Source organism: Williamsia serinedens, assembly GCF_024171725.1.
GTDB lineage: Bacteria > Actinomycetota > Actinomycetes > Mycobacteriales > Mycobacteriaceae > Williamsia_A > Williamsia_A serinedens.
Map to the genome: position 1 here is coordinate 563,726 of NZ_JAMTCG010000004.1, position 19,377 is coordinate 583,102.

The 19,377-nt window shown below is 70.8% G+C and carries 21 protein-coding genes; 11 read left to right on the top strand and 10 right to left on the bottom strand.

Translation table 11 applies throughout. From position 1 onward, the window contains the following. Positions 1-33: 33 nt before the first annotated feature. From LX12_RS13450 to LX12_RS13470, 5 genes are read left to right on the top strand one after another with little or no spacing between them, the layout of a single operon-like run. The gene (locus LX12_RS13450; protein ID WP_253655047.1) at positions 34-771 is read left to right on the top strand and encodes an SDR family oxidoreductase; all 738 of its coding nucleotides are present in this window, start codon (positions 34-36) and stop codon (positions 769-771) included. Between the two features lie 44 nt (positions 772-815). Then, complete coding sequence (locus LX12_RS13455; protein WP_253655120.1) at positions 816-1,667, top strand: NAD(P)-dependent oxidoreductase; 852 nt, start codon at positions 816-818, stop codon at positions 1,665-1,667. Further along, the gene (locus tag LX12_RS13460) at positions 1,664-2,041 is read left to right on the top strand and encodes a carboxymuconolactone decarboxylase family protein (RefSeq protein WP_253655048.1); all 378 of its coding nucleotides are present in this window, start codon (positions 1,664-1,666) and stop codon (positions 2,039-2,041) included. The genes LX12_RS13455 and LX12_RS13460 overlap by 4 nt, the downstream gene beginning before the upstream one ends. Continuing rightward, a complete protein-coding gene (locus LX12_RS13465) occupies positions 2,038-2,682 on the top strand; it encodes a PaaI family thioesterase (RefSeq protein ID WP_253655049.1) in 645 nt (214 codons plus the stop codon). Before LX12_RS13460 ends, LX12_RS13465 begins: the two co-directional genes overlap by 4 nt. Beyond that, positions 2,679-3,935 (top strand): cytochrome P450, encoded by a 1,257-nt coding sequence (locus LX12_RS13470; RefSeq protein ID WP_253655050.1) that lies wholly within the window; start codon positions 2,679-2,681, stop codon positions 3,933-3,935. Before LX12_RS13465 ends, LX12_RS13470 begins: the two co-directional genes overlap by 4 nt. A 24-nt stretch (positions 3,936-3,959) precedes the next feature. On the opposite strand, the gene LX12_RS13475 is transcribed toward LX12_RS13470, so the two are convergent. Further along, positions 3,960-4,241 (bottom strand): DUF2277 domain-containing protein, encoded by a 282-nt coding sequence (locus LX12_RS13475; RefSeq protein ID WP_253655051.1) that lies wholly within the window; start codon positions 4,239-4,241, stop codon positions 3,960-3,962. 24 nt (positions 4,242-4,265) lie between these two features. Then, a complete protein-coding gene (locus LX12_RS13480; RefSeq protein ID WP_253655052.1) occupies positions 4,266-5,237 on the bottom strand; it encodes an NADPH:quinone oxidoreductase family protein in 972 nt (323 codons plus the stop codon). A 49-nt stretch (positions 5,238-5,286) separates the two neighbouring features. Between LX12_RS13480 and LX12_RS13485 the strand changes: the two genes are divergently transcribed. The 5 genes from LX12_RS13485 to LX12_RS22265 all read left to right on the top strand — a co-directional run bounded on the left by LX12_RS13485 (position 5,287) and on the right by LX12_RS22265 (position 10,987). Then, the gene (locus LX12_RS13485; RefSeq protein ID WP_253655053.1) at positions 5,287-5,964 is read left to right on the top strand and encodes a class I SAM-dependent methyltransferase; all 678 of its coding nucleotides are present in this window, start codon (positions 5,287-5,289) and stop codon (positions 5,962-5,964) included. Between the two features lie 53 nt (positions 5,965-6,017). After that, positions 6,018-7,622: an AMP-binding protein gene (locus LX12_RS13490; protein WP_253655054.1), complete on the top strand. Its 1,605-nt coding sequence runs from the start codon at positions 6,018-6,020 to the stop codon at positions 7,620-7,622. Between the two features lie 130 nt (positions 7,623-7,752). Beyond that, positions 7,753-8,610 (top strand): GAF and ANTAR domain-containing protein, encoded by an 858-nt coding sequence (locus LX12_RS13495; protein WP_253655055.1) that lies wholly within the window; start codon positions 7,753-7,755, stop codon positions 8,608-8,610. Between the two features lie 60 nt (positions 8,611-8,670). Next, positions 8,671-9,846 (top strand): EAL domain-containing protein, encoded by a 1,176-nt coding sequence (locus LX12_RS13500; RefSeq protein ID WP_253655056.1) that lies wholly within the window; start codon positions 8,671-8,673, stop codon positions 9,844-9,846. A gap of 64 nt (positions 9,847-9,910) precedes the next feature. Beyond that, positions 9,911-10,987, top strand: a complete 1,077-nt coding sequence (locus tag LX12_RS22265) for a GGDEF domain-containing protein (protein WP_253655057.1) — start codon at positions 9,911-9,913, stop codon at positions 10,985-10,987. Here the strand turns inward: LX12_RS22265 and LX12_RS13510 are convergent. The 5 genes from LX12_RS13510 to LX12_RS13530 form a co-directional block, all read right to left on the bottom strand. Beyond that, positions 10,969-11,817: an LLM class F420-dependent oxidoreductase gene (locus LX12_RS13510; protein ID WP_253655058.1), complete on the bottom strand. Its 849-nt coding sequence runs from the start codon at positions 11,815-11,817 to the stop codon at positions 10,969-10,971. The genes LX12_RS22265 and LX12_RS13510 overlap by 19 nt on opposite strands. A gap of 88 nt (positions 11,818-11,905) precedes the next feature. Beyond that, the gene (locus tag LX12_RS13515; RefSeq protein WP_253655059.1) at positions 11,906-13,048 is read right to left on the bottom strand and encodes a glycoside hydrolase family protein; all 1,143 of its coding nucleotides are present in this window, start codon (positions 13,046-13,048) and stop codon (positions 11,906-11,908) included. A 7-nt stretch (positions 13,049-13,055) separates the two neighbouring features. Continuing rightward, positions 13,056-13,769, bottom strand: coding sequence for a class I SAM-dependent methyltransferase (locus tag LX12_RS13520; RefSeq protein WP_253655060.1), 714 nt, complete (start codon positions 13,767-13,769; stop codon positions 13,056-13,058). After that, the gene (locus tag LX12_RS13525; RefSeq protein ID WP_253655061.1) at positions 13,756-15,027 is read right to left on the bottom strand and encodes a glycosyltransferase family 4 protein; all 1,272 of its coding nucleotides are present in this window, start codon (positions 15,025-15,027) and stop codon (positions 13,756-13,758) included. Before LX12_RS13525 ends, LX12_RS13520 begins: the two co-directional genes overlap by 14 nt. A 90-nt stretch (positions 15,028-15,117) precedes the next feature. Beyond that, positions 15,118-16,785 (bottom strand): FAD-dependent oxidoreductase, encoded by a 1,668-nt coding sequence (locus LX12_RS13530; protein WP_253655062.1) that lies wholly within the window; start codon positions 16,783-16,785, stop codon positions 15,118-15,120. A 149-nt stretch (positions 16,786-16,934) separates the two neighbouring features. Here LX12_RS13530 and LX12_RS13535 point away from each other — a divergent pair, with 149 nt between their 5' ends. Beyond that, on the top strand, positions 16,935-17,744 hold the full coding sequence (locus LX12_RS13535) for an acyl-[acyl-carrier-protein] thioesterase (protein WP_253655063.1): 810 nt from the start codon (positions 16,935-16,937) through the stop codon (positions 17,742-17,744). 10 nt (positions 17,745-17,754) lie between these two features. Here the strand turns inward: LX12_RS13535 and LX12_RS13540 are convergent, their stop codons facing one another. From LX12_RS13540 to LX12_RS13550, 3 genes are all read right to left on the bottom strand, one after another. Then, the gene (locus tag LX12_RS13540) at positions 17,755-18,321 is read right to left on the bottom strand and encodes a DUF3558 domain-containing protein (protein WP_253655064.1); all 567 of its coding nucleotides are present in this window, start codon (positions 18,319-18,321) and stop codon (positions 17,755-17,757) included. Further along, positions 18,318-18,872, bottom strand: a complete 555-nt coding sequence (locus tag LX12_RS13545) for a DUF3558 domain-containing protein (RefSeq protein WP_253655065.1) — start codon at positions 18,870-18,872, stop codon at positions 18,318-18,320. Before LX12_RS13545 ends, LX12_RS13540 begins: the two co-directional genes overlap by 4 nt. Positions 18,873-18,985: 113 nt before the next feature. Then, the gene (locus LX12_RS13550) at positions 18,986-19,357 is read right to left on the bottom strand and encodes an RNA-binding S4 domain-containing protein (protein ID WP_253655066.1); all 372 of its coding nucleotides are present in this window, start codon (positions 19,355-19,357) and stop codon (positions 18,986-18,988) included. Positions 19,358-19,377 lie beyond the last annotated feature (20 nt).

Sequence of the window (19,377 nt, forward strand, 5' to 3'; positions counted from 1 at the left end):
CACACGCCCGCTCACCCATCGAGGAGACACCCAGTGACACAACAGCGTTTCGACGACAAGGTCGTCATCGTGACCGGCGCGGCCGGCGGCATCGGTGAGGTGTACGCCCGACGCCTCGCCGACGAGGGGGCGCGCGTCGTCGTGGCCGACGTCGCCGACGAGCCGGGCGAGAAGGTCGCCGCCGACATCGGAGGGACCTACGTCCACTGCGACGTCTCCGACCCGGAGTCCGCGCAGCAGCTCGCCGCGGCCGCCGTCGAGGCACACGGCCGCATCGACGGCCTCGTCAACAACGCCGCGATCTACGGCGGCATGAAGCTCGACTTCCTCATCACCGTGCCGTGGGACTACTACAAGAAGTTCATGGGCGTGAACCTCGACGGCGCGCTCAACGTCACGCGCGCGGTCTACCCGCACATGCCACGGGGTTCGGCCATCGTCAATCAGTCCTCCACCGCCGCATGGCTCTACAGCGGTTTCTACGGACTGGCCAAGGTCGGGATCAACGGCCTCACGCAGCAGTTGGCCACCGAGCTCGGCGGCCAGGGCATCCGGGTCAACGCGATCGCCCCCGGACCGACCGACACCGAGGCCACGAAGTCGACGACACCCGGCGACATGGTGAAGGACATGGTGTCCAAGCTGCCGCTGTCCCGGATGGGCACCCCGGACGACATGGCCGACGCGCTCCTGTTCCTGCTGTCCGACGACGCGTCGTGGATCACCGGTCAGATCCTGAACGTCGACGGCGGACAGATCATCCGATCGTGACGGTCAGCTCCGCCGACCCGGTCGGCTTCATCGGCCTGGGCAGCATGGGTGCTCCCATCGCACAACGGTTCACGGCGTGGCCCGGCGGACTCGTGGTGTGCGACGCCCGGCCGGAGGCGACCGAGAAGGCCGTCGGTGCGGGCGCCCGCGCGGTGGCGACACCCGCCGAGGTGGCCGCGGTCGCCCATGTCGTGTCGATCACCGTCGTCGACGACGAGCAGGTGCGATCGGTCGTGACCGGGCCCGGCGGCGTCCTCGAGACGGCGCGACCGGGGACCGTCGTCGCGGTGCACTCCACCATCGCCCCGGACACCGCGGTCGCGCTCGCGACGACGTGCGCGGAGAAGGGCGTCGACCTGGTGGACGCCCCCGTGTCCGGCGGGGCGCCCGGCGCCGAACAGGGGCGACTGGCCATCATGGTCGGCGGTGAGCGCAGTGCCTACGAGACGGTGAAGCCGGTGTTCGCCCTCACCTCCGACATGACGATGCACGCCGGGCCGGTCGGGGCGGGCACGCGGATGAAGGTGGCCCGCAACCTGCTCCACTTCATCTCGTTCACCGCCGCCGCCGAGGCGAGCCGCCTCGCCGAGGCGGCCGGGGTCGACCTCGTGAAGCTGGGCAAGGTCGTCCGCCACACCGACGCGATCACCGGCGGCGCCGGCGCGATCATGCTGCGCGACACCACCGCCCCGATCGCCGAGGACGACTTCTGGCACGGGGTCTTCACACACGTGCGCGGCCTCGGGGAGAAGGACGTCTCCCTCGCGCTGGCGCTGGCCGCCGAGCTCGGCGTCGACCTCCCCCTGGGCCGACTCGCACTCGACCAGCTGGGCGACGGCCTCGGCGTGGGACCCGGACCGCTGGCTGCGGCCGCACGAGAGAAGGCGACACGATGAGCGACACACCCGACGACCGTCGCGCCCGCGGTCTGGCGAAGATGTCCGAGGTCTACGGCTGGGAGATGAGCGACGGTCCGGGCGACTACTTCGCCCACACCTGCGACCACCTCTTCGGCGAGGTCTGGTCGCGGGAGGGCCTGTCCATCCGGGACCGTCGCCTGCTGCTGATCGGTGCCCTCGCGGCGTCGGGTCTCGACGACGTCGCCGAGATCCAGGCGGGCGCGGCCCTCGGCAACGGCGAGCTCGAACCCGAGCAGCTCCGCGAGATCGCCCTGTTCCTCTGCTACTACATCGGGTGGCCACTGGGCACGAAGCTGAACTTCACGTTCGGGAAGGTCATCGACCAGCACGCGAAGAAGTCCCGGTCGTGACGTTCGTCTTCGAGGACATCGACGACGTCGAGATGGAACGGCGGCGGTCGGTCGTCGAACCGCTCACCGACGCCGTCCGCGACCTCGTCGACGCCGTCATCCGCACCGAGGTCGCCGAGGGCGAGATCCCCGACGTGACCGCTGCGGTCCGCGCGGTGACCGAGCGCCTGCGGTCGCGCCAGAGCGACGGCCCGTACGGCGTGCGCTACACCCGCGCCGGGACCGGGATGCCCTGGGGCAACCCGGCCGTCGGCGTCCGCAACGCCGTCGCACCGCCCATGCGTGTCCAGGCCGGTGACGACGGACTGCGCTGGGCCGACGTCCGTCTCGGCGCCGCCTACGAGGGGCCGCCCGGACTCGTCCACGGCGGGATCTGCGCGCTGCTGCTCGACCACCTCCTCGGCGAGGCGGCCGGCGCCGACGGGACGCCCTCGTTCACCGGCACCATCTCGGTGCGGTACCTGCGCGAGACCCGCCTGGGCCCGGTACATCTCGAGGCCCGCACCGACCGCTACGACGGGCCGAAGAAGTTCGTCACCGGCACCCTCTCCGACGCCGACGGCCCCAGCGTCGTGGCCGACGCCGTCTTCGTCATCCCCCGCTGGGCTCGCGCCACACCCCCTCAGGAGGCACCGCAGTGACCGATCTACCGACCCGCTGCCCGTTCGGCGCCGGCTGGGATCTCACCGATCCCGGACTCCTCGAGAGGGGTCTCCCCGTCGACGAACTCGCGCAGATGCGGGCGGCTCGAAAGATCTTCTGGATCGACCAGGAGCCCGGCAGCACCCCCTTCCAGGACGACGGCTACTGGGTCGTGACCCGCCACGCGGACATCCGAGCGATCTCCAAGAACAGCGTGGACTGGTCGACGACCACGCAGGGCGCGGTCATGCGCCTGCCCGACGGTGTGACGCCGGAACTGCTCGAGTACACCAAAGCGCTTCTCATCAACCACGATCCGCCCGAGCACACCCGGCTTCGGAAGGTCGTGTCGCGACTGTTCACCCCCCGCGCGGTGAACGCCCTGCACACGATCCTCGACGAACGGGCGCGGGCGATCGTCGGCAAGGCCGTCGCGGGTGGCACCGGCAACTTCGTCCACGATGTCGCCGTCGACCTGCCACTGTCGGCCATCGCCGACCTGATCGGTGTGCCCGAGCAGGATCGCGAGAAGCTGTTCGCCTGGTCCAACGCGGTGATGAACACCGACGACCCCGAGTTCGCCGGAGTCGACCCGGCCGAGGCCAACGCGCAGCTGATGGGGTACGCCTACGCGATGGCCGAGGCCCGTCGGGCCACCCCGACCGACGACATCGTGTCGATGCTCGTGCACACCGAGGGCGGCCCCGACGGCGCGGAGGCGATGACCGAGATCGAGTTCGGGTTCTTCGTCGTACTGCTGGCCGTCGCCGGCAACGAGACCACCCGCAACGCGATCAGCGCCGGGATGAACGCCTTCCTCGACAACCCCGACCAGTGGGAGCTCTTCAAGCGGGACCGCCCGTCGACCGCCGTCGACGAGATCATCCGCTGGGCGACGCCGGTGCACTGCTTCCAGCGCACCGCGGTCCGCGACATCGAGCTCGGCGACGTCACCGTGCGCGCCGGCCAGCGCGTCGGGATGTTCTACTCGTCGGCCAACTTCGACGAGGAGGTGTTCGTCGACCCGCACCGCTTCGACGTGACCCGCAACCCCAATCCGCACCTGTCCTTCGGCGGCAGCGGGGCGCACTACTGCATCGGCGCGAACCTCGCACGGATGGAGATCGAGCTGATGTTCACCGCCATCGCCGACCTGGCGCCTGACATCACGAAACTCGCCGAACCGCAGCGGCTGCGATCGGGATGGATCAACGGGGTCAAGGACCTGCAGGTGTCCTACACCGCGCCCTGAACTCCCACACCGCGTCCTGACCCGTCAGGACGACGCGGCCGCCCGTGCGGCGATCCGCGCCTGCACCTCGGGGCGTCGCAGGGGCGGGACCGTCTTCGGCGGTTGGCGTCGGGCGGGCAGCGTCGACAGCAGTTCGCGGGTCACCTCGGTGACGGCGGCGACCGCCTTCTCGAAGGCCTCGGCGTTCGCGCCCGACGTCTTCTGCACGCCGCTGACCTTGCGGACGTACTGGCGCGCGGCGGCCTCGATCTCGACGGCCGACGCGGGCGGCTCCAGCCCGCGCAGCTCGGTGATGTTGCGGCACATGGGGGCTCCTCCGGTGACGGTGGGTCACTCGCTGATGCGGATGACCGCCTTGCCCAGGATCTTCCCGTCGGCGAGGTCCTGCAAGGCCTGCGGCAGATCCGACAGCGGGTAGGTGACGTTCACCGGCGGGCGGAGACCCTTCTCGGCGACCATCGCCGAGAGGCGCTCGTGCAGCTGCTCGGGGAGGTCGGGGTGGGTGCGAACATACTCGCCCCACGCGGCACCCACGACGGAGATGTTGCGGAACAGCACGCGGTTGAGCTTGACGCTCGGGATCCCACCGGCGGCGAACCCCACGACGACGAACCGTCCGTCCGGCGCGACCTGTCGCAGCGCCTCGTCGAACACCTCACCCCCGACGGGGTCGATCAGGACGTCGAGGCCGCCGCCGGTCAGTTCCTTCACCCGGTCACCCCAGCCCTCCCGCAGCGGGACCACCTCGTCGGCACCGACCTCGCGCAGCATGTCCTGCGCACCCTCGCGGTGCACGATCGCGATGACGCGTGCACCGAGCGCCTTGGCGACCGCGATGGTCGCGACGCCCACACCGCCGGCCGCGCCGAGCACCCCGACGGTCTCACCGGGCTGCAGCTGTGCGCGGGTGTCCAGGGCGAACAGCGCGGTCTGGAAGTTGATGCCCAGGGCCGCACCCTCGTCGAACGACAGGTCGTCGGGCAACGGCAGCACCTGCGAGTCCACCGCGGCGACGCGCTCGGCGAACCCGCCGATCAGCGAGGTGACCACCACCCGGTCGCCCTCGGAGAACCGCGACGACGCCGGCGCCGACGCGACCACCCCCGCGACCTCGGTTCCCGGCGTGAACGGGACCGGCACGCGCATCTGGTACTTCCCCTGCGACATCAGCAGGTCGGGGAAACACACCCCGCACGAACGGATGTCGACGAGGAGCTGCTCGTCGGTCGGCGTCGGGTCGTCGACGTCGCGGAGCTCGAGGGCGTCAGGACCGGTCTCGGCGGTGAGGATCTGCGCTTTCACGCCGGTCACGCTACGCGGGGCGGCGTGGCCCGGCCGATAGGATCGCGGGATGAGTCCGACCGGCGCCGACGCCCCCGCCACCGCCCTGTCCGATGCGCAACGACGGGCGTTCGACGAGGCCCCCGGGTTCATGCCGGTCGACGAGGCGACCGCGCTGCACGCGGTCGCACGGCAATACCTGTCCGATGCCGACGCCGTCGGGTTCGGCGTCGAGATCGGCACCTACTGCGGGAAGTCGACGGTCTGGCTCGGCGCGGCCGCGCAACCGCTCGGCGCTCTCGTCGTCACCGTCGACCACCACCGCGGATCCGAGGAACACCAGCCCGGCTGGGAGTACCACGACACCGCTCTGGTCGACCCGCACACCGGCACGCTCGACACGTCGGCGCGGTTCCGACGCACGATGTACGACGCCGGCCTGGAGTCCACGGTCATCGGCGTCCTCGCGTCGTCGACGATGACGGCCCGCGTCTGGGGACGACCCGCCGACTTCGTGTTCATCGACGGCGGCCACAGCTCGGAGGCCGCGCAGAACGACCTGGCGGGCTGGGCGCCGTGGGTCCGCCTCGGCGGCGCGCTGCTCATCCACGACGTCTTCCCGGACCCCGCCGACGGCGGTCGGCCGCCCTTCGAGATCTACGAGAAGGCCCTCGCCTCGGGGGACTTCACCGAGGTCGGCGTCCGCGGCTCGCTCCGCGTCCTGGAACGGGTCCGACCGGCCTCCTGAGGGTCTCGCCCGAACGCGCTCGCCGGACGGGTCGACGGCGCTACCGTCCGACCATGACCTCGGTCACGGACCCCACCGCCGCTCCCTCCGCAGAGCCCTTCCCGCGTGATGCCGAGCCACTGATCTCCCAACGCCACACCTGGGTCAACCAGGTGCGGATGCACGCGATCATGCGTCCCGACGAGTTCGCGATCCGTTTCGAGGGACGCACCGTCACGTGGCGCGACCTCGAGTCGCGGATGAGCCGGCTCGCCGCGGCACTCGACGCCCGCGGGGTCCGCTTCGGCGACCGCGTCCTGGTGCTCACGCTCAACCGGGTCGAGTTCTTCGAGACGGTGCTCGCCGTCAACGCCCTCGGTGCCATCGTCGTGCCGGTCAACTTCCGGATGGCCCCACCGGAGGTGCTGCACCTCGTCACGGACACGACGGCCCGCGCGATCGTGTACGAGCCGGCCTTCGACGCCCTCGTCGACGCCGTGGTCGAGTCGCCCGGCGGCGCCGTGGATCTCCGGATCCGTGTCGACGGTGGGCGCGGCGACGCCGTCGACTACGAGTCCCTCGTCGAAGAGGGTCTCGACCTGCGGGCCGTCGACGTCCCCGAGACGACTCCCGCCGCGATCATGTACACCTCCGGCACCACCGGCCGCCCGAAAGGCGCTGTGCTGACCCACATCAACCTGCAGGCGCAGGCCATGCACAACATGGTCGCGCCCGGTGTCGTCGACCACGAGGCCATCTCGGCGATCGCGGTCCCCGTCTTCCACATCGCCGCCCTCGGCGTCCTGTCGACGTGTCTGCTCGACGGTGTCGGCACGATCCTGTTCCCGCTGAGACAGTTCGACCCCGCGGCGACCCTGGACGCGATGGAGCGCGAACAGATCACGACCATGTTCATGGTCCCGGCCCAGTGGCAGCTGGTCATCGCCGAACAGCGCGAGCGCCCGCGGGATCTGGCGCTGCGTTTCCTGTGGTGGGGTGCGGCCCCGGCGTCGGGGACGCTGCTCGCGTCCATGGCGGAGACGTTCCCCGACGCCACGATCTGCGCCGTCTTCGGGCAGACGGAGATGTCGCCGGTGACGTGCGCGCTCACCGGCGAGGACACGCACCGCAAGATCGGGTCGGTGGGACGACCGTTGCGGACGATCGCCGCGCGCGTGGTCGACCCCGACATGCACGACGTCGCCCCGGGCGAGGTCGGCGAGATCGTCTACCGCGGGCCGAACCTGATGAGCGGATACTGGAACCGACCGGACGCGACCGCGGAGGCCTTCGCCGGCGGGTGGTTCCACTCCGGGGACCTCGTCCGCCTCGACGACGAGGGTTTCGTGTACGTCGTCGACAGGGCGAAGGACATGATCATCTCCGGCGGGGAGAACATCTACTGCGTCGAGGTCGAGAACGCCCTCGCCGCACACCCCGCCATCCGGGAGGTCGCCGTGATCGGCCGCCCCGACGACCGCTGGGGAGAGGTCGCCGTCGCCGTCGTGGCGGTGCATGCGGGCGCCGCGTCGCCCACGGTCGCCGACCTGCGTGCGTTCCTCGACACCCGCCTCGCCCGCTACAAGCACCCCGCCGACGTCCTCGTCGTCGACGAACTGCCCCGCAACCCCGCCGGCAAGGTGAACAAGCCGCATCTGCGCGCCACCGCGCGGGCCTGACAGCCGTGACCCCGGCGGTGTCCGACATCACCGCCGCCGCAGCGTGCCCTCGACCCCTCCGCCTGCGACTACACAGACGGCAGCGACGGGAGATCCTCGTCGCCGACGTCGAGACGGGAGGTCGTCGACGATGACCGCACCGGGAGCGAACGACCGGACACAGGACACCACGGCGGAGGATCCCGCCTTCGACCCGCGGACGAGCCAGTCCCTGCTCGCCGCGACCCCCGAGGGCACCACGGAGCACGCCGCGCAGGTCGCGAAGGCAGCGGCGCACACCGCGCCCGACGCGGCGTCGCTCGCCGCGATGCTCGTCGCCCTCGGCGGCAGCATCGCCGACGAGGACGACCTGGTCGTCCTGCTGCAGCGCGTCGTCGACGTCGCCCACGACGTGATCGACGGCGCCGACTGCGCCGGGATCACGATCGACCTCGGCGGGCGGACCTTCACCGCCGTCCACACCGACACACGGACGCTGCGCGTCGACACCGAGCAGTACGACGCCGGCGACGGCCCCTGTCTGGAGGCCGCGCACGCGGGTGAGGTCGTCCGGGTCGACGTGACCGCCTCCGAACAGCGGTGGCCACGGTTCGCCGCCGCCGCGGCCGACGAAGGGATCCACTCGTTCCTCGCGGCACCGCTGTCCGCGGGCGGGCAGTCGTTGGGGGCGCTCAACCTGTACGGCGGCGCCGCGGCCGCCTTCGACGGACTCGACGCCGACATCCTGGACCTGCTGACGACCACCGTCAGTCGCGCCATCGGGGACTTCGCGCGTTTCCGTTCCGCCCTCGACGTCGCCGACGCGCTGCGCGCTGCCCTGCACAACCGGGCACCGATCGAGCAGGCCAAGGGCATCATCATGGCCGACCACGGGGTCGACGCGGACCGGGCCTTCGCGGTGCTGCGATCGCAGTCCCAGAACACGAACCGTCGGGTCCGCGACATCGCCGACGACCTCATCGCCTCCCGCACCACCGACGCACCGTAAGCTGACGAGGCCTCTTCCCCACGACGGCGCCACGGGCACCGTCGTCGGAGGAGGTGGGACATGTCCGCTCACGGGACACCCAGCGATGCCGCCGACTCCTCTCTCGCCGCACTCGGTGTGACCGCCCGCGTCCGCGGTGTCCACCACCTGTCCGACGGCGCCCTCGCGGCGCGGGTCGTGGGACTGTCCGGGCCGGTCGGCAGCCGATTGGAGTCGCAGGACGCCCTCCGACGCGTCGCGGCCGTGATGCAGCAGACCGCGGCGCTCGACGACTACGCCATCGGGTTCCGTCGTGACCTGAGCCTGCCCGACGACCTCCCGGTGATGACGCTGGTGGATCCGGAGACGCTTGCCCGACGCCGGGACCACTCGATCGAGCTGTCGATGTCGGTGGACGCCCACGACGTCGCGATGCGACCGCGACGATCCGTCGAGGCCGTCGACGCGGCGCGCGTCGACGGTCGGCGTGTGTGCGTCCGGATCGGTCTCGACGACCTCGGGCCGGCGGTGCTCCCCGTCGTCGACCCCGACGTGGTGATCCTGCGGGCCGAGGTGGTCCGGCGCGTGGGTGACCCCGCCGTCGCCCGGCTCGTCCAGGAGATGGCCGCGCACCTCGAGAGCTCCACGGCGGCGGTCGTGGCCGAGGGCATCGACGGCGACGGTGATGTCGACACCGCGATCAGTCTCGGTGCCCACTACGGCGTCGGCGCGCACTTCACGGCCGTCCGCCCGATCGTCCGCGGATCGGCGTTCCCGCTCCCCCGGCACCGTGTCCCGCCGGGGCGCGACGACCGGACACCGTTCGGCATCGTCGCGGCGACGCATCGCCCGCGCCGAGGGGGCAAGTCGCTGCTCGAGGAGATGAGCAGGTCGCTGCAGGCCCAGGCCACCGGCAGCGGGTCCTCGTGCCTGCTCGTCCGGTCGACCGCGGACTCGTGCGACCTCAGCCACCTGAGCGCGCGGACATGGGACGGGCCGTCGCGCGAGGTGGCGATCTCACCGGTGTACGGGGTTCGCGTACCGCTGGTCAGCGCGGGCCGCGTCGCCGGGGACGACGGCCGGGCGGAGTGGAACGTCGCCGTCCTCGGACCCCACGTCTGTGCGGCGCTGACCGCGCGCCTCACCGAGGCGGCACCCGACGGTGGGGAGCGTTTCGAGTTCGTGCAGACCTACGACCGGGCGACGGTCGTGGCCGTCGTGCGGGCGATGCTGCTCGCATTCGACGACACCGATTGACCCGGGCGATCGGGCGTCGTCGACTGCACGAGTCCGCCTCGCCGACACGGCGTATCCTTCGCCGGTGCTCCCACAGCGCTCGACCGCGGCGATGTCCTCGGTCGCGGATCGCGCGGTGGTGCAGGATCGCCTCGACATCACGCTGGCGCTGGCGTCCGCACTGTTCACGGTCACCGCGGTCGTACAGCTCACCGCCGATCCCGCGCCTGCGGTGTGGATACCCAGCGTCGTCGCCCTCGTCACCGCGGCCGTCTTCGCGATCGGATGCGTGCTCGTCCGGGGTCGTCACGGACAGTTCCTCCTGCGCCGACCGATGCTGTGGTCCGCGGGCGTGGCAGCCCTGGTCGGGATCAACCCCTTCGCCTACATGCTGGCGACGGGCATCACCTACCCGGCCATCGGGGCCCTGCTGACCATCGTCGCGATCGCCGCACTGTTCCCGGCGTGGCGCGTCGCGGCGGCGATCATCCTCGGAGTGAACGTCTGCTGGCTCGTCACAGCCGTCGCGATCCCGCCCGAACCCGGACTCCCCACCCTGCTGGTGCAGATGGCCAAGGCCGACGCCCTCGCGGCCATGATCATGCTGACGTGGGAGCGCACGCGCTCACGCGTCGCCGGCGCGAACGAGCTCGTCCGACAGCTCGCCGTCGTGGACGATCTCACCGGACTGCCCAATCGGCGCGGCCTGCTCGAACGCGCGACCGAACTCGTCGACGACGCACGGCGGACCGGTGCACCGGTCGCCGTCGGATTCGTCGACATCGACGGGTTGAAGAGCGTGAACGACCACGCCGGCCACGCCGCCGGAGACGACATGATCCGCAGGGCGGCACAGTGTCTCGCGACCACGACGGTCTCGTCCGGACTGTTCGTGGCCCGACTCGCGGGCGACGAGTTCGTCGTCATCGGCGTCGGCGACCCGGTCCTCCGGTGGTCCGACCATCTCGTGGCGGTACGCGGCGCACTCGCGCGTCAGGGCATCTCGGCGAGCATCGGTTCGGCGATCGGCGACGCCCGCGAGATCGACTCGGTGGACAGGCTCCTGAGCGAGGCCGACTGGGCGATGATGGCGGACAAGCGATCACGACGGTCGGTGTCGGGACCGGAGCGCGACGACGGGCCTCAGGCCAGTCCGAGCTGACCGGCGCGCTTGGCGAGATACCCGCGAGCCTTGTCGACGTCGTCGTCGGGGACGCCGTAGAGGACCAGGCTGACGCCGAGATCGTCCCAGCGCGCCAGCTTCTCGGGCTCCGGCCGACCGTCGAGGGCGATGACCTGGGGAGCACCGTCCCGCCCGTGGTCGGCCCAGATCTTCCGCAACAGCCGGACCGAGTCCTCGATGTCGGTGTCCGCGGGGGTGGTCAGCCAGCCGTCGGCGTTCTTCGCGATCCAGGTGAAGTTCTTCTCCGTCGCCCCGGCGCCGACGACCACGGGCACACCCGGCTGCTGCGCGGTCTTCGGCCAGGCCCAGCTCGGCCCGAAGTTCACGAACTCGCCGGCGAACTCGGCCTCCTCCTGCGACCACAGCGCGCGCATCGCCTCCAGGTACTCGCGCAGCATGGTGCGGCGACGGCCCGGCGGGACACCGTGGTCACCCAGCTCGTCGAGATTCCAACCGAAGCCGACGCCGAGTGTCACGCGCCCGTCGGAGAGGTGGTCGAGCGTGGCGATCTGCTTGGCGAGGGTCAGTGGGTCGGACTGCACCGGCAGTGCGACAGCGGTACCGAGGCGGATGCGTGAGGTGACCGCCGCCGCGGCCCCCAGCGACACCCACGGGTCGAGGGTGCGCATGTAGCGGTCGTCGGGCAGCGACGAGTCGCCCGTCTGCGGGTGCGCCGCGTCGCGGCGGGTGGGGATGTGGCTGTGCTCGGGCACGAAGTAGGCGGCGAACCCCGCCTCCTCCACCAGGGGTGCCAGCGTGGCCGGTCGCAGACCACGATCGCTGGTGAACTGCACGATGCCGTAGTCCATCGATCCTCCGGGGGCGCCGCCCGTCGACGGTCGACGGGTGTCTGGACACCAGTCTAGTCAGGTGGACACCCGGGGTCCAGGGCCGCCGTCAGACGTGGGCGCAGGCGCAGTCGAGGTCGGCGGTGTCGAAGACCGGCGCCGAATACGGATCCGCGTCACGGAAGATGCCGTTCGCCGGCGACGTCCGGCTCAGAGCGTCGGCGGCCAGGACCACCGCGGCGGAGGTCCAACAGCTCTTCTCCACCGGCCACCGCTTGCCGTCGGCGTAGACGAGCCCGGTCCAGTAGGACCCGTCCGGGTCGCGGAGGTGTTGCATGTCGGCGAACAACTGCCGCGCGCGGTCGTGGTCGTCGAGGCAGTCGAGCGCGAGGACCAGCTCGCACGTCTCCGCGCCGGTCACCCAGGGCCGGTGGTCGACGCAGCGGATCCCGAGACCGGTCACGACGAACTCGTCCCAGCGCGCAGCGATGAGCTCCCGCGCCTGCTCCCCACGGACCGCACCACCGAGCACCGGGTAGTACCAGTCCATCGAGTGGTCCGACGGCGGCAGGAAGCGATCGGTGTGGGCCCGCAGGGCGTGACCGAGTCGGTCCCGCGCGGCGACCCATCGCGGCTGGGGCTGCCCGACCGCCTCGGCCAGGAGCGCGGCACACCCGAGCGCCTGGTGGATGCTCGCGCTGCCGGTGAGCATGGCGTCGTCGAACATGCCCGGCGGCACCGCACGCACCTCGGCGACATCCGTGTGCGGCGAGGTGGGCGCGGCCCGGTCCTGCGAGTGCGGCAGCGGATGCGCACCGCCCCAGCGGATCTGACCGCTGGGCGCCTGAAAGCGCAGGACGAGGTCGATGCCCGCGCGCACCGTCGGCCACAGTCGACGCGCGAACGCCTCGTCCCCGGTGACGAGGAGGTGGTGCCACACCCCGACCGCGAGGTACGCGCAGAAGTTGGCGTCGGTGTTGGCGTCGGTGACCCGACCGGCGACCGTCCGAATCGGCCACGACCCGTCGGCGCGCTGTGTCCGGCGCGACCACTCGTACGCGGCCTCCGCCTCGGCGTGGAACCCGGTGACGCTCAACGCCATCGCGGACTCGACGTGGTCCCAGGGGTCGGTCTGACCACCCGGGAACCACGGCAGCGCGCCCGAGGGCTCCTGCATCGCCGCGATCGCGGCGCCGGTCGCGGCACACTGATCGGCGGTGAGGATGCCGGGGACCTCGGGGACGACGGTCATGATCGGATCAGGCCGGCTTGTGCAGGTAGAGCACGACGGACTTGCCCAGCAACGGGTCGAGCACCCGCTCGCCGACACGGGTCAGCGCCGGGGCGCTCATCATGTCCCAGACGAGCATCTTGTGATAACCGCGCACCAGGACGTTGTCGTTGTTCTCCACGCCCACAGCGCACTTCAGCCACCAGTAGGGCGCGTGCAGGGCATGACGGTGATCGGTGCCGGTGACCTGCAGTCCCGCCGCGGCCAGCTTGTCGGCCAGCTCGCTCGCCTTGTAGATGCGGACGTGCCCGCCCTCGACCTCGTGGTACGCATCGGAGAAGGCCCAGCAGATCTTCTCGGGCCAGTACCGCGGCACGGTCACCGCCGCGTGTCCGCCGGGCTTGAGGATGCGGGCCATCTCCGCGATCGCCGCGGTGTCGGCGGGGACGTGCTCGAGGATCTCCGACATCAGGACGACGTCGAAGCTCTCGTCCGCGTAGGGCAGGTGCAACGCGTCCCCGACCTCGGTGCGCGCCTTCGCCGACGCGGGGACCTGCCCCTCGGCGATCATCGCGTCGAACATCTCCGAGACCTCGGCCATGTCCGACTCGGACTGGTCGAAGGCGATCACGTCGGCACCACGGCGGAACATCTCGTACGAGTGCCGGCCCTGACCGGCCCCGATGTCGATGGCCGTGGTCCCGGCGCGGACGCCGAGGCGGTCGAAATCAACGGTCAGCACGGGCTTCTCCTTCGGCGCCCCGCGTTGCCGCGATGGCGCGTTCGTAGTGTTCTGCGGTCTTGGCGGCGACGGCCGCCCAGCTGAAGCGCGACTCGACGCGGGCGCGGCCGCCCGCACCGAGTCGGGCACGGAGGTCGGCGTCGTCGAGGAGTCGACCGATCGCGGAGGCGAGTGCGCCCGAATCCATCGGCGGCACATGCAGTGTCGCCTCCCCGTCGGCACCGGCGACCTCGGGGATGGCCCCGGCGGTGGTGACCACCATCGGCGTCCCGCAGCTCATCGCCTCGACGACGGGCAGCGAGAACCCCTCGTACAGCGAGGGGACGCAGGCGACCTCGGCCGACCCGATCAGCGCACCGAGTTCCTCGTCGGTCAGGCCCGAGCGCACCGTGACGCGGTCGGCGACGGACAGCTCCTGGATGAGTGCCGCCGTGGGGCCCTCGGGGTCGAGCTTGGAGACCAGATCCAGGTGCACGGGACGCTCGGCGCCCAGCTTGGCGATCGCCTCGAGGAGGTACGACACACCCTTGAGCGGGGCGTCGGCGCTGGCCACGCAGACCACCCGGCCCGGGACGCGTTCGGCGGCGGGACGGAAGACATCGGTGTCGACGCCGAGAGGGATGGTCTCGATGCGTCCGGCGGGGATGTCGAAGGCCTTGCGGATGTCGACCTCGCTGCTGCGCGAGACGGTGAGGAGGTCGGGGAGCCGACGGGCGACCTTGCCCTGCATGCGCGCGAACTGGTGCCAGCGCAGCGCGGTGAGCTTCCGCCATCCCTTCGCCGCCTTCACGGCCAGGCTGCGGTCCCGGGTGATCGGGTGGTGGATGGTCGCGACGACGGGCAGGCCCGACCGCTGGATCTGCAGCAGGCCGTACCCGAGGCACTGGTTGTCGTGGACGACGTCGAAGTCGTCACGCCGCTCGCGCAGGATCTTCGCCATCCGCAGGCTGAAGGTCAGGGGCTCGGGGAACCCGGCCGTGTACATCGTGCCCACCTCGAGCACGTCGATCCAGTCGCGGATCTCGCTCGGCCGCGGCGTACGGAAGGGGTTCGGTTCGCCGTACAGGTCGAGACTGGGCACCTTCGTCAGCGTGACCCCGTGCTCGTAGGCGACGTCGTCGAGGTCGGGGTAGGGCTGCCCGGAGAACACCTCGACGGAGTGGCCGAGCAGAGCGAGCTCACGCGCGAGGTGCCGGACGTAGACGCCCTGTCCCCCACAGTGCGGTTTGCTCCGATAGGACAGCAGGGCGATGCGCACTCGCGAGACCTCTCTGGTCGGTGGTGACAGCGCGGCGGGGGCTCCCGTGCGGCGTCGGTCGTCGAGGATGTGTGGTTCCGTGCGTGGTCGCTACCCCGCGGCCACGGACTCCAGCTCGGGGATGGACACGATCTTCACGCGGCGACGGCCGGCGTCCTTGCCGGCCTGCTTCTCGGCCGTGTCGATGCTCTTCCAGCCGGTGTTGTCGACGCGCGTCGCGCCACGGCCGGCGACGAGGTCGGCGATGGCCTCACGCGAGTTGTCCGGCTCGCCGAGACGACCCTCGGTGAAGTCGGCCAACACCGCCTGCGCGGTCTGCTGACCGTCCAGGCGGTTCATCCCGATACCACCGGTCGCGCCGCGCTTGATCCACCCGCTGACGTATACACCGGTCACCGGCTCGCCGCCGGGTTCGGTGAGCACGCGACCACCGTCGTTCGGGATGACGCCGTGTCCCTCGTCGAAGGGCAGGTCCTTCACCGGCAGTCCCCGGTAGCCGATCGCGCGCAGCACCACCGAGGCCTCGATCTCGAACCGCTCGTCGGTCGGGGCGACCGCGACGCGCTCGCCGTCGACGAGTTCGTTGCGGACGCATGTCACCGACGACACCGACCCGTCGCCGGTCAGCTCGACCGGGGACACCAGGTAGCGGAACACCACACGCCGCTCCGCGCCGGTCTCGCCACGCTCGGCGAACTCCCGCGCGATGCGGATCTTCGTCGCGATCGTCGAGTCCAGCGACCCGCTCGACTCCGCCTCGGCGGTCGCCGCGTCCAGCACCAGCTCGTCGGGATCGATCACCACGTCGACGCCGGGGATGTCGCCCATCGCGAGGAACTCGCCGTTGGTGTACGCCGCCTGCGCGATGCCGCGACGACCCAGGAGAACGACCTCCCGCACGTTCGAGGCACGCAGCTTCTCGATCGCGTGGTCGGCGATGTCGGTCTTCCCGAGGTGGTCGGGGTCGCTCAGCAGGATCCGTGCGACGTCCAGGGCGACGTTGCCGTTGCCCACGACGACAGCGCGCTCACCCGACAGGTCGAAGTCCAGGTCGGCATAGTCGGGGTGGCCGTTGTACCAGGCCACGAACTCCGTCGCCGGGATCGAGCCCGACAGCTCCTCGCCCGGGATGCCCAGCCGACGATCGGTCGAGGCGCCGACCGCGTAGATCACCGCCCCGTAGTGGGCCAGCAGTTCGTCGTGGGTGACGTGCGTGCCGACCTCGACGTTGAGGAAGTACTCGAAGGTGCGCTTGTTCGCCGTCGCGGCGAAGGTCTTCTCGACACCCTTCGTCGACGGGTGGTCGGGCGCCACGCCGGCGCGGACCAGGCCGTAGGGGGTGGGCAGGCGGTCGAACATGTCGACGCGGACCGCGGAGTGACGGACCAGTTCCTCGGCGGCGTAGAACGCGGCCGGGCCGGCACCGACGATCGCGACGTGCAGCTCCTTGCCCTGCGGCAACGGCGGCTGCTTGCGCGGCGGCACCAGACCACCCGACACGTCGTGATCGTTGTAGTAGTCGGCGTTGATCTGCAGATACCGCTCACCCCGCTCGTCGAGCTGATCGTCGGGGAAGATCGCCTCCACCGGACACTCGTCGATACACGCGCCGCAGTCGATGCACGTGTCGGGGTCGATGTAGAGCATCTCCGCGGTCAAGAACTCGGGCTCGTCCGGCGTGGGGTGGATGCAGTTCACGGGACACACAGCGATGCAACTCGCATCGTTGCAACACGGCTGGGTGATCACATGCGCCATGGGTGTCAGACCTCGACTCGTCCTCGTCCACGCCCCGCGAAAACTGGAACGTGTTCTAGATTGTAAGCGTTGTCACAACGATATCCGCACCCAGTGCCAGATCGTCATCCCGCCCCGGGCGCCGCCGTATGGACGCGTCGGAGCGTGGGATGCTTCTCGCCGTGACGTCCCCCTACCCGTTCACCCCGGCGCTCGAGGACCGTCTCGAGCGCGCCCGGTTCTACGAGGCCTCATATCGGGTCCGCACCGGTGACGTCGACCAGCAGATGCGCGTCCGGCTCGACGGGACCGCGCGCTACCTGCAGGACATCGCCAACGACAACATCGAGGCGACCGACTTCCACGACTCCGACCCGTTCTGGATCGTGCGTCGCACGGTCATCGACGTCATCGAACCGATCACCTGGCCGGCGACCGTGACGTTGCAGCGCTGGTGCGCGGCGTTGTCGACGCGCTGGACCAACATGCGGGTGCGGATCACGGCCGAGCACGAGACCAACCGGTTCAACCCGGAGATGCGTCCGCCCGGCCTGATCGAGACCGAGGCGTTCTGGATCAACGTCAACGACAAGGGCATGCCGTCGCGCATCACCGACGAGGCCTTCGAGATGCTCGCCGCGATGACCGACGAGCACCGGTTGCGGTGGAAGACGATGCACCCGACGCCACTGCCCGACGACGACGGGACCGACCGCGTCCACGTGCTGCGCAGCACCGACTTCGACCCGTTCCGGCACCTCAACAACGCCGCCTACTGGGAGGCCGTCGAGGACGAGCTGCTCGACCACACCGACATCGTCGACGCACCGCATCGCGCGGTCATCGAGTACCTGCGTCCGATCACGCCGGGATCGTCGATCGTGCTGCGTCGCCGACGCGTCGGTGACGAGCTGTTGCTGTGGATGATCGTCGACGACCAGGTCGCCGCGACGGTCAGCGTCACCCGCGCCGCGAGCTGAGCGCGCGCCGTCAGGCGGATCCGCGCAGGACCAGTTCCATCAGCTTCGTCGGCGCGGCGCAGGGATCGGCCGCGGCCGAACCGCCGCCGCGGGGCTCGACCCACCAGGTGTAGACACCGCGGTCGGGTGATTTGGCGGTGACGCCGCAGACACCGGGGCGCTTCGGGTCGCGGGACGTGAACGCCGACGTGCCGGACACGCGGATCGTGTCGGTGGTGTAGCCCAGCTTCTCGACGGTCTGCTTCTCCGCGGCCATCGTCCCCGTCTCGAACCAGGTGAAGGTCACGCCGAGCGGGACGGCCCCGGACACGACCCACCGACATATCGCCCCGTTGAAGGTCGACTCGGCCGCGGTCCCGCCCACGGCCGTGGCGATCTGCTCGGGACTGAGCAGCGTGCACTCCAGGAGCAGCTTGTCGAACTGGTTCGTGTCGACCGAACCGTTGTCGGAGCCGTCGCCCTGCGCGGTGCCACCGCCCAGCGGCCGCGCCTCACCGTCGATGGACCGCGTGCAACCGGCCACCAGCAGCACGACGGCGAGCAGCGCGACGAGCGCAGCCCCGACCCGGCGCGTCACTTCGCCCGCTCGATCGACATGGTGGACAGGGCCTTCGTCACCTGGCAGACCTCGTCGGCGGAGCGCTGCTGCTGACCGGGCTCGGCCGTGCCGTAGCTGACCGACCACTCGAAGAAGTCGGCGCCGAAAGCGATCCCGATCTCACAGATGCCGGCGCTCGACGCGATGAACCCGCTGTGGCCGTCGATCGTCAGGTCGGAGACGGTGTCGCGCGAGAGTTGCTCGGTGGCACGTTCGCGGGCGATCGGGCTGCCGCGGTACCAGTTGAACGAGAACTGCGGGCCGAGGATGTCGGCACTCGTCACCCACTCGCATCCGGCACTGTTGTCGCTGGCGGTGATGAGGCCGGACGTCCCGGTCGCCCGCGCGACGTCGTCGGTGCTGACGCCGCCACACGCGCCGAAGAACGGGCCGGACCCGGCCGCGGCGGACGTGCCGGCGCCGCGCGTCGTGCTTCCGCCGCCGGAATCGTCGGAACACGCACCGATCAGCGCGACCACCGCGACGAGGACGAGCACCCACGTCGAGCGACGAACGGCACGGGTCTGCACGCGCCCGAGTGTAGAGAACTCACCCCCGCCGAGCGGGCCGATACATGCCGTCGAGCGTGCAGAAAAACACCGCCGAGCGTGCAGTCGATCGCGTCGAGCGTGCAGTCGATCCCTCACTCCCGCCCGCGGAGCCGGTCGGTCTCGCGACGCTCGCGCTTGGTCGGACGGCCCGCACCGCGCTCGCGGACGGGAATCGACGCGAGGATCTCCCTTGGCGGGGGTGGCGGACTGCGGTCGATGATCGCCTGCGCGGCGACGGGCGGCCCGACGCGCTTGGTCAGAACCTGCACCACCTCGACGATCCGGTCGCGGCCGGCGATCCGCAGACGGACCTCGTCGCCGACCGTCACGTGCTGGGCCGGTTTCGCCGGCGTGCCGTTGACCTTGACGTGCCCTCCACGACAGGCGGCGGCGGCCTGTGACCGCGTCTTGGTGAGCCGGACAGCCCAGATCCAGCTGTCGACACGCACGCTGGGCTCGGCCATGACCCCACGGTATCGGCTGT

Coding starts and splice junctions, on each gene's coding strand:
- LX12_RS13455 (WP_253655120.1), top strand. CDS start 816: ATGGGTGCTCCCATCGCACAACGGTTCACGGCGTGGCCCGGCGGACTC.
- LX12_RS13460 (WP_253655048.1), top strand. CDS start 1,664: ATGAGCGACACACCCGACGACCGTCGCGCCCGCGGTCTGGCGAAGATG.
- LX12_RS13475 (WP_253655051.1), bottom strand. CDS start 4,241: ATGTGCCGCAACATCACCGAGCTGCGCGGGCTGGAGCCGCCCGCGTCG.
- LX12_RS13485 (WP_253655053.1), top strand. CDS start 5,287: ATGAGTCCGACCGGCGCCGACGCCCCCGCCACCGCCCTGTCCGATGCG.
- LX12_RS13490 (WP_253655054.1), top strand. CDS start 6,018: ATGACCTCGGTCACGGACCCCACCGCCGCTCCCTCCGCAGAGCCCTTC.
- LX12_RS13495 (WP_253655055.1), top strand. CDS start 7,753: ATGACCGCACCGGGAGCGAACGACCGGACACAGGACACCACGGCGGAG.
- LX12_RS13500 (WP_253655056.1), top strand. CDS start 8,671: ATGTCCGCTCACGGGACACCCAGCGATGCCGCCGACTCCTCTCTCGCC.
- LX12_RS13510 (WP_253655058.1), bottom strand. CDS start 11,817: ATGGACTACGGCATCGTGCAGTTCACCAGCGATCGTGGTCTGCGACCG.
- LX12_RS13515 (WP_253655059.1), bottom strand. CDS start 13,048: ATGACCGTCGTCCCCGAGGTCCCCGGCATCCTCACCGCCGATCAGTGT.
- LX12_RS13530 (WP_253655062.1), bottom strand. CDS start 16,785: ATGGCGCATGTGATCACCCAGCCGTGTTGCAACGATGCGAGTTGCATC.
- LX12_RS13535 (WP_253655063.1), top strand. CDS start 16,935: ATGCTTCTCGCCGTGACGTCCCCCTACCCGTTCACCCCGGCGCTCGAG.
- LX12_RS13550 (WP_253655066.1), bottom strand. CDS start 19,357: ATGGCCGAGCCCAGCGTGCGTGTCGACAGCTGGATCTGGGCTGTCCGG.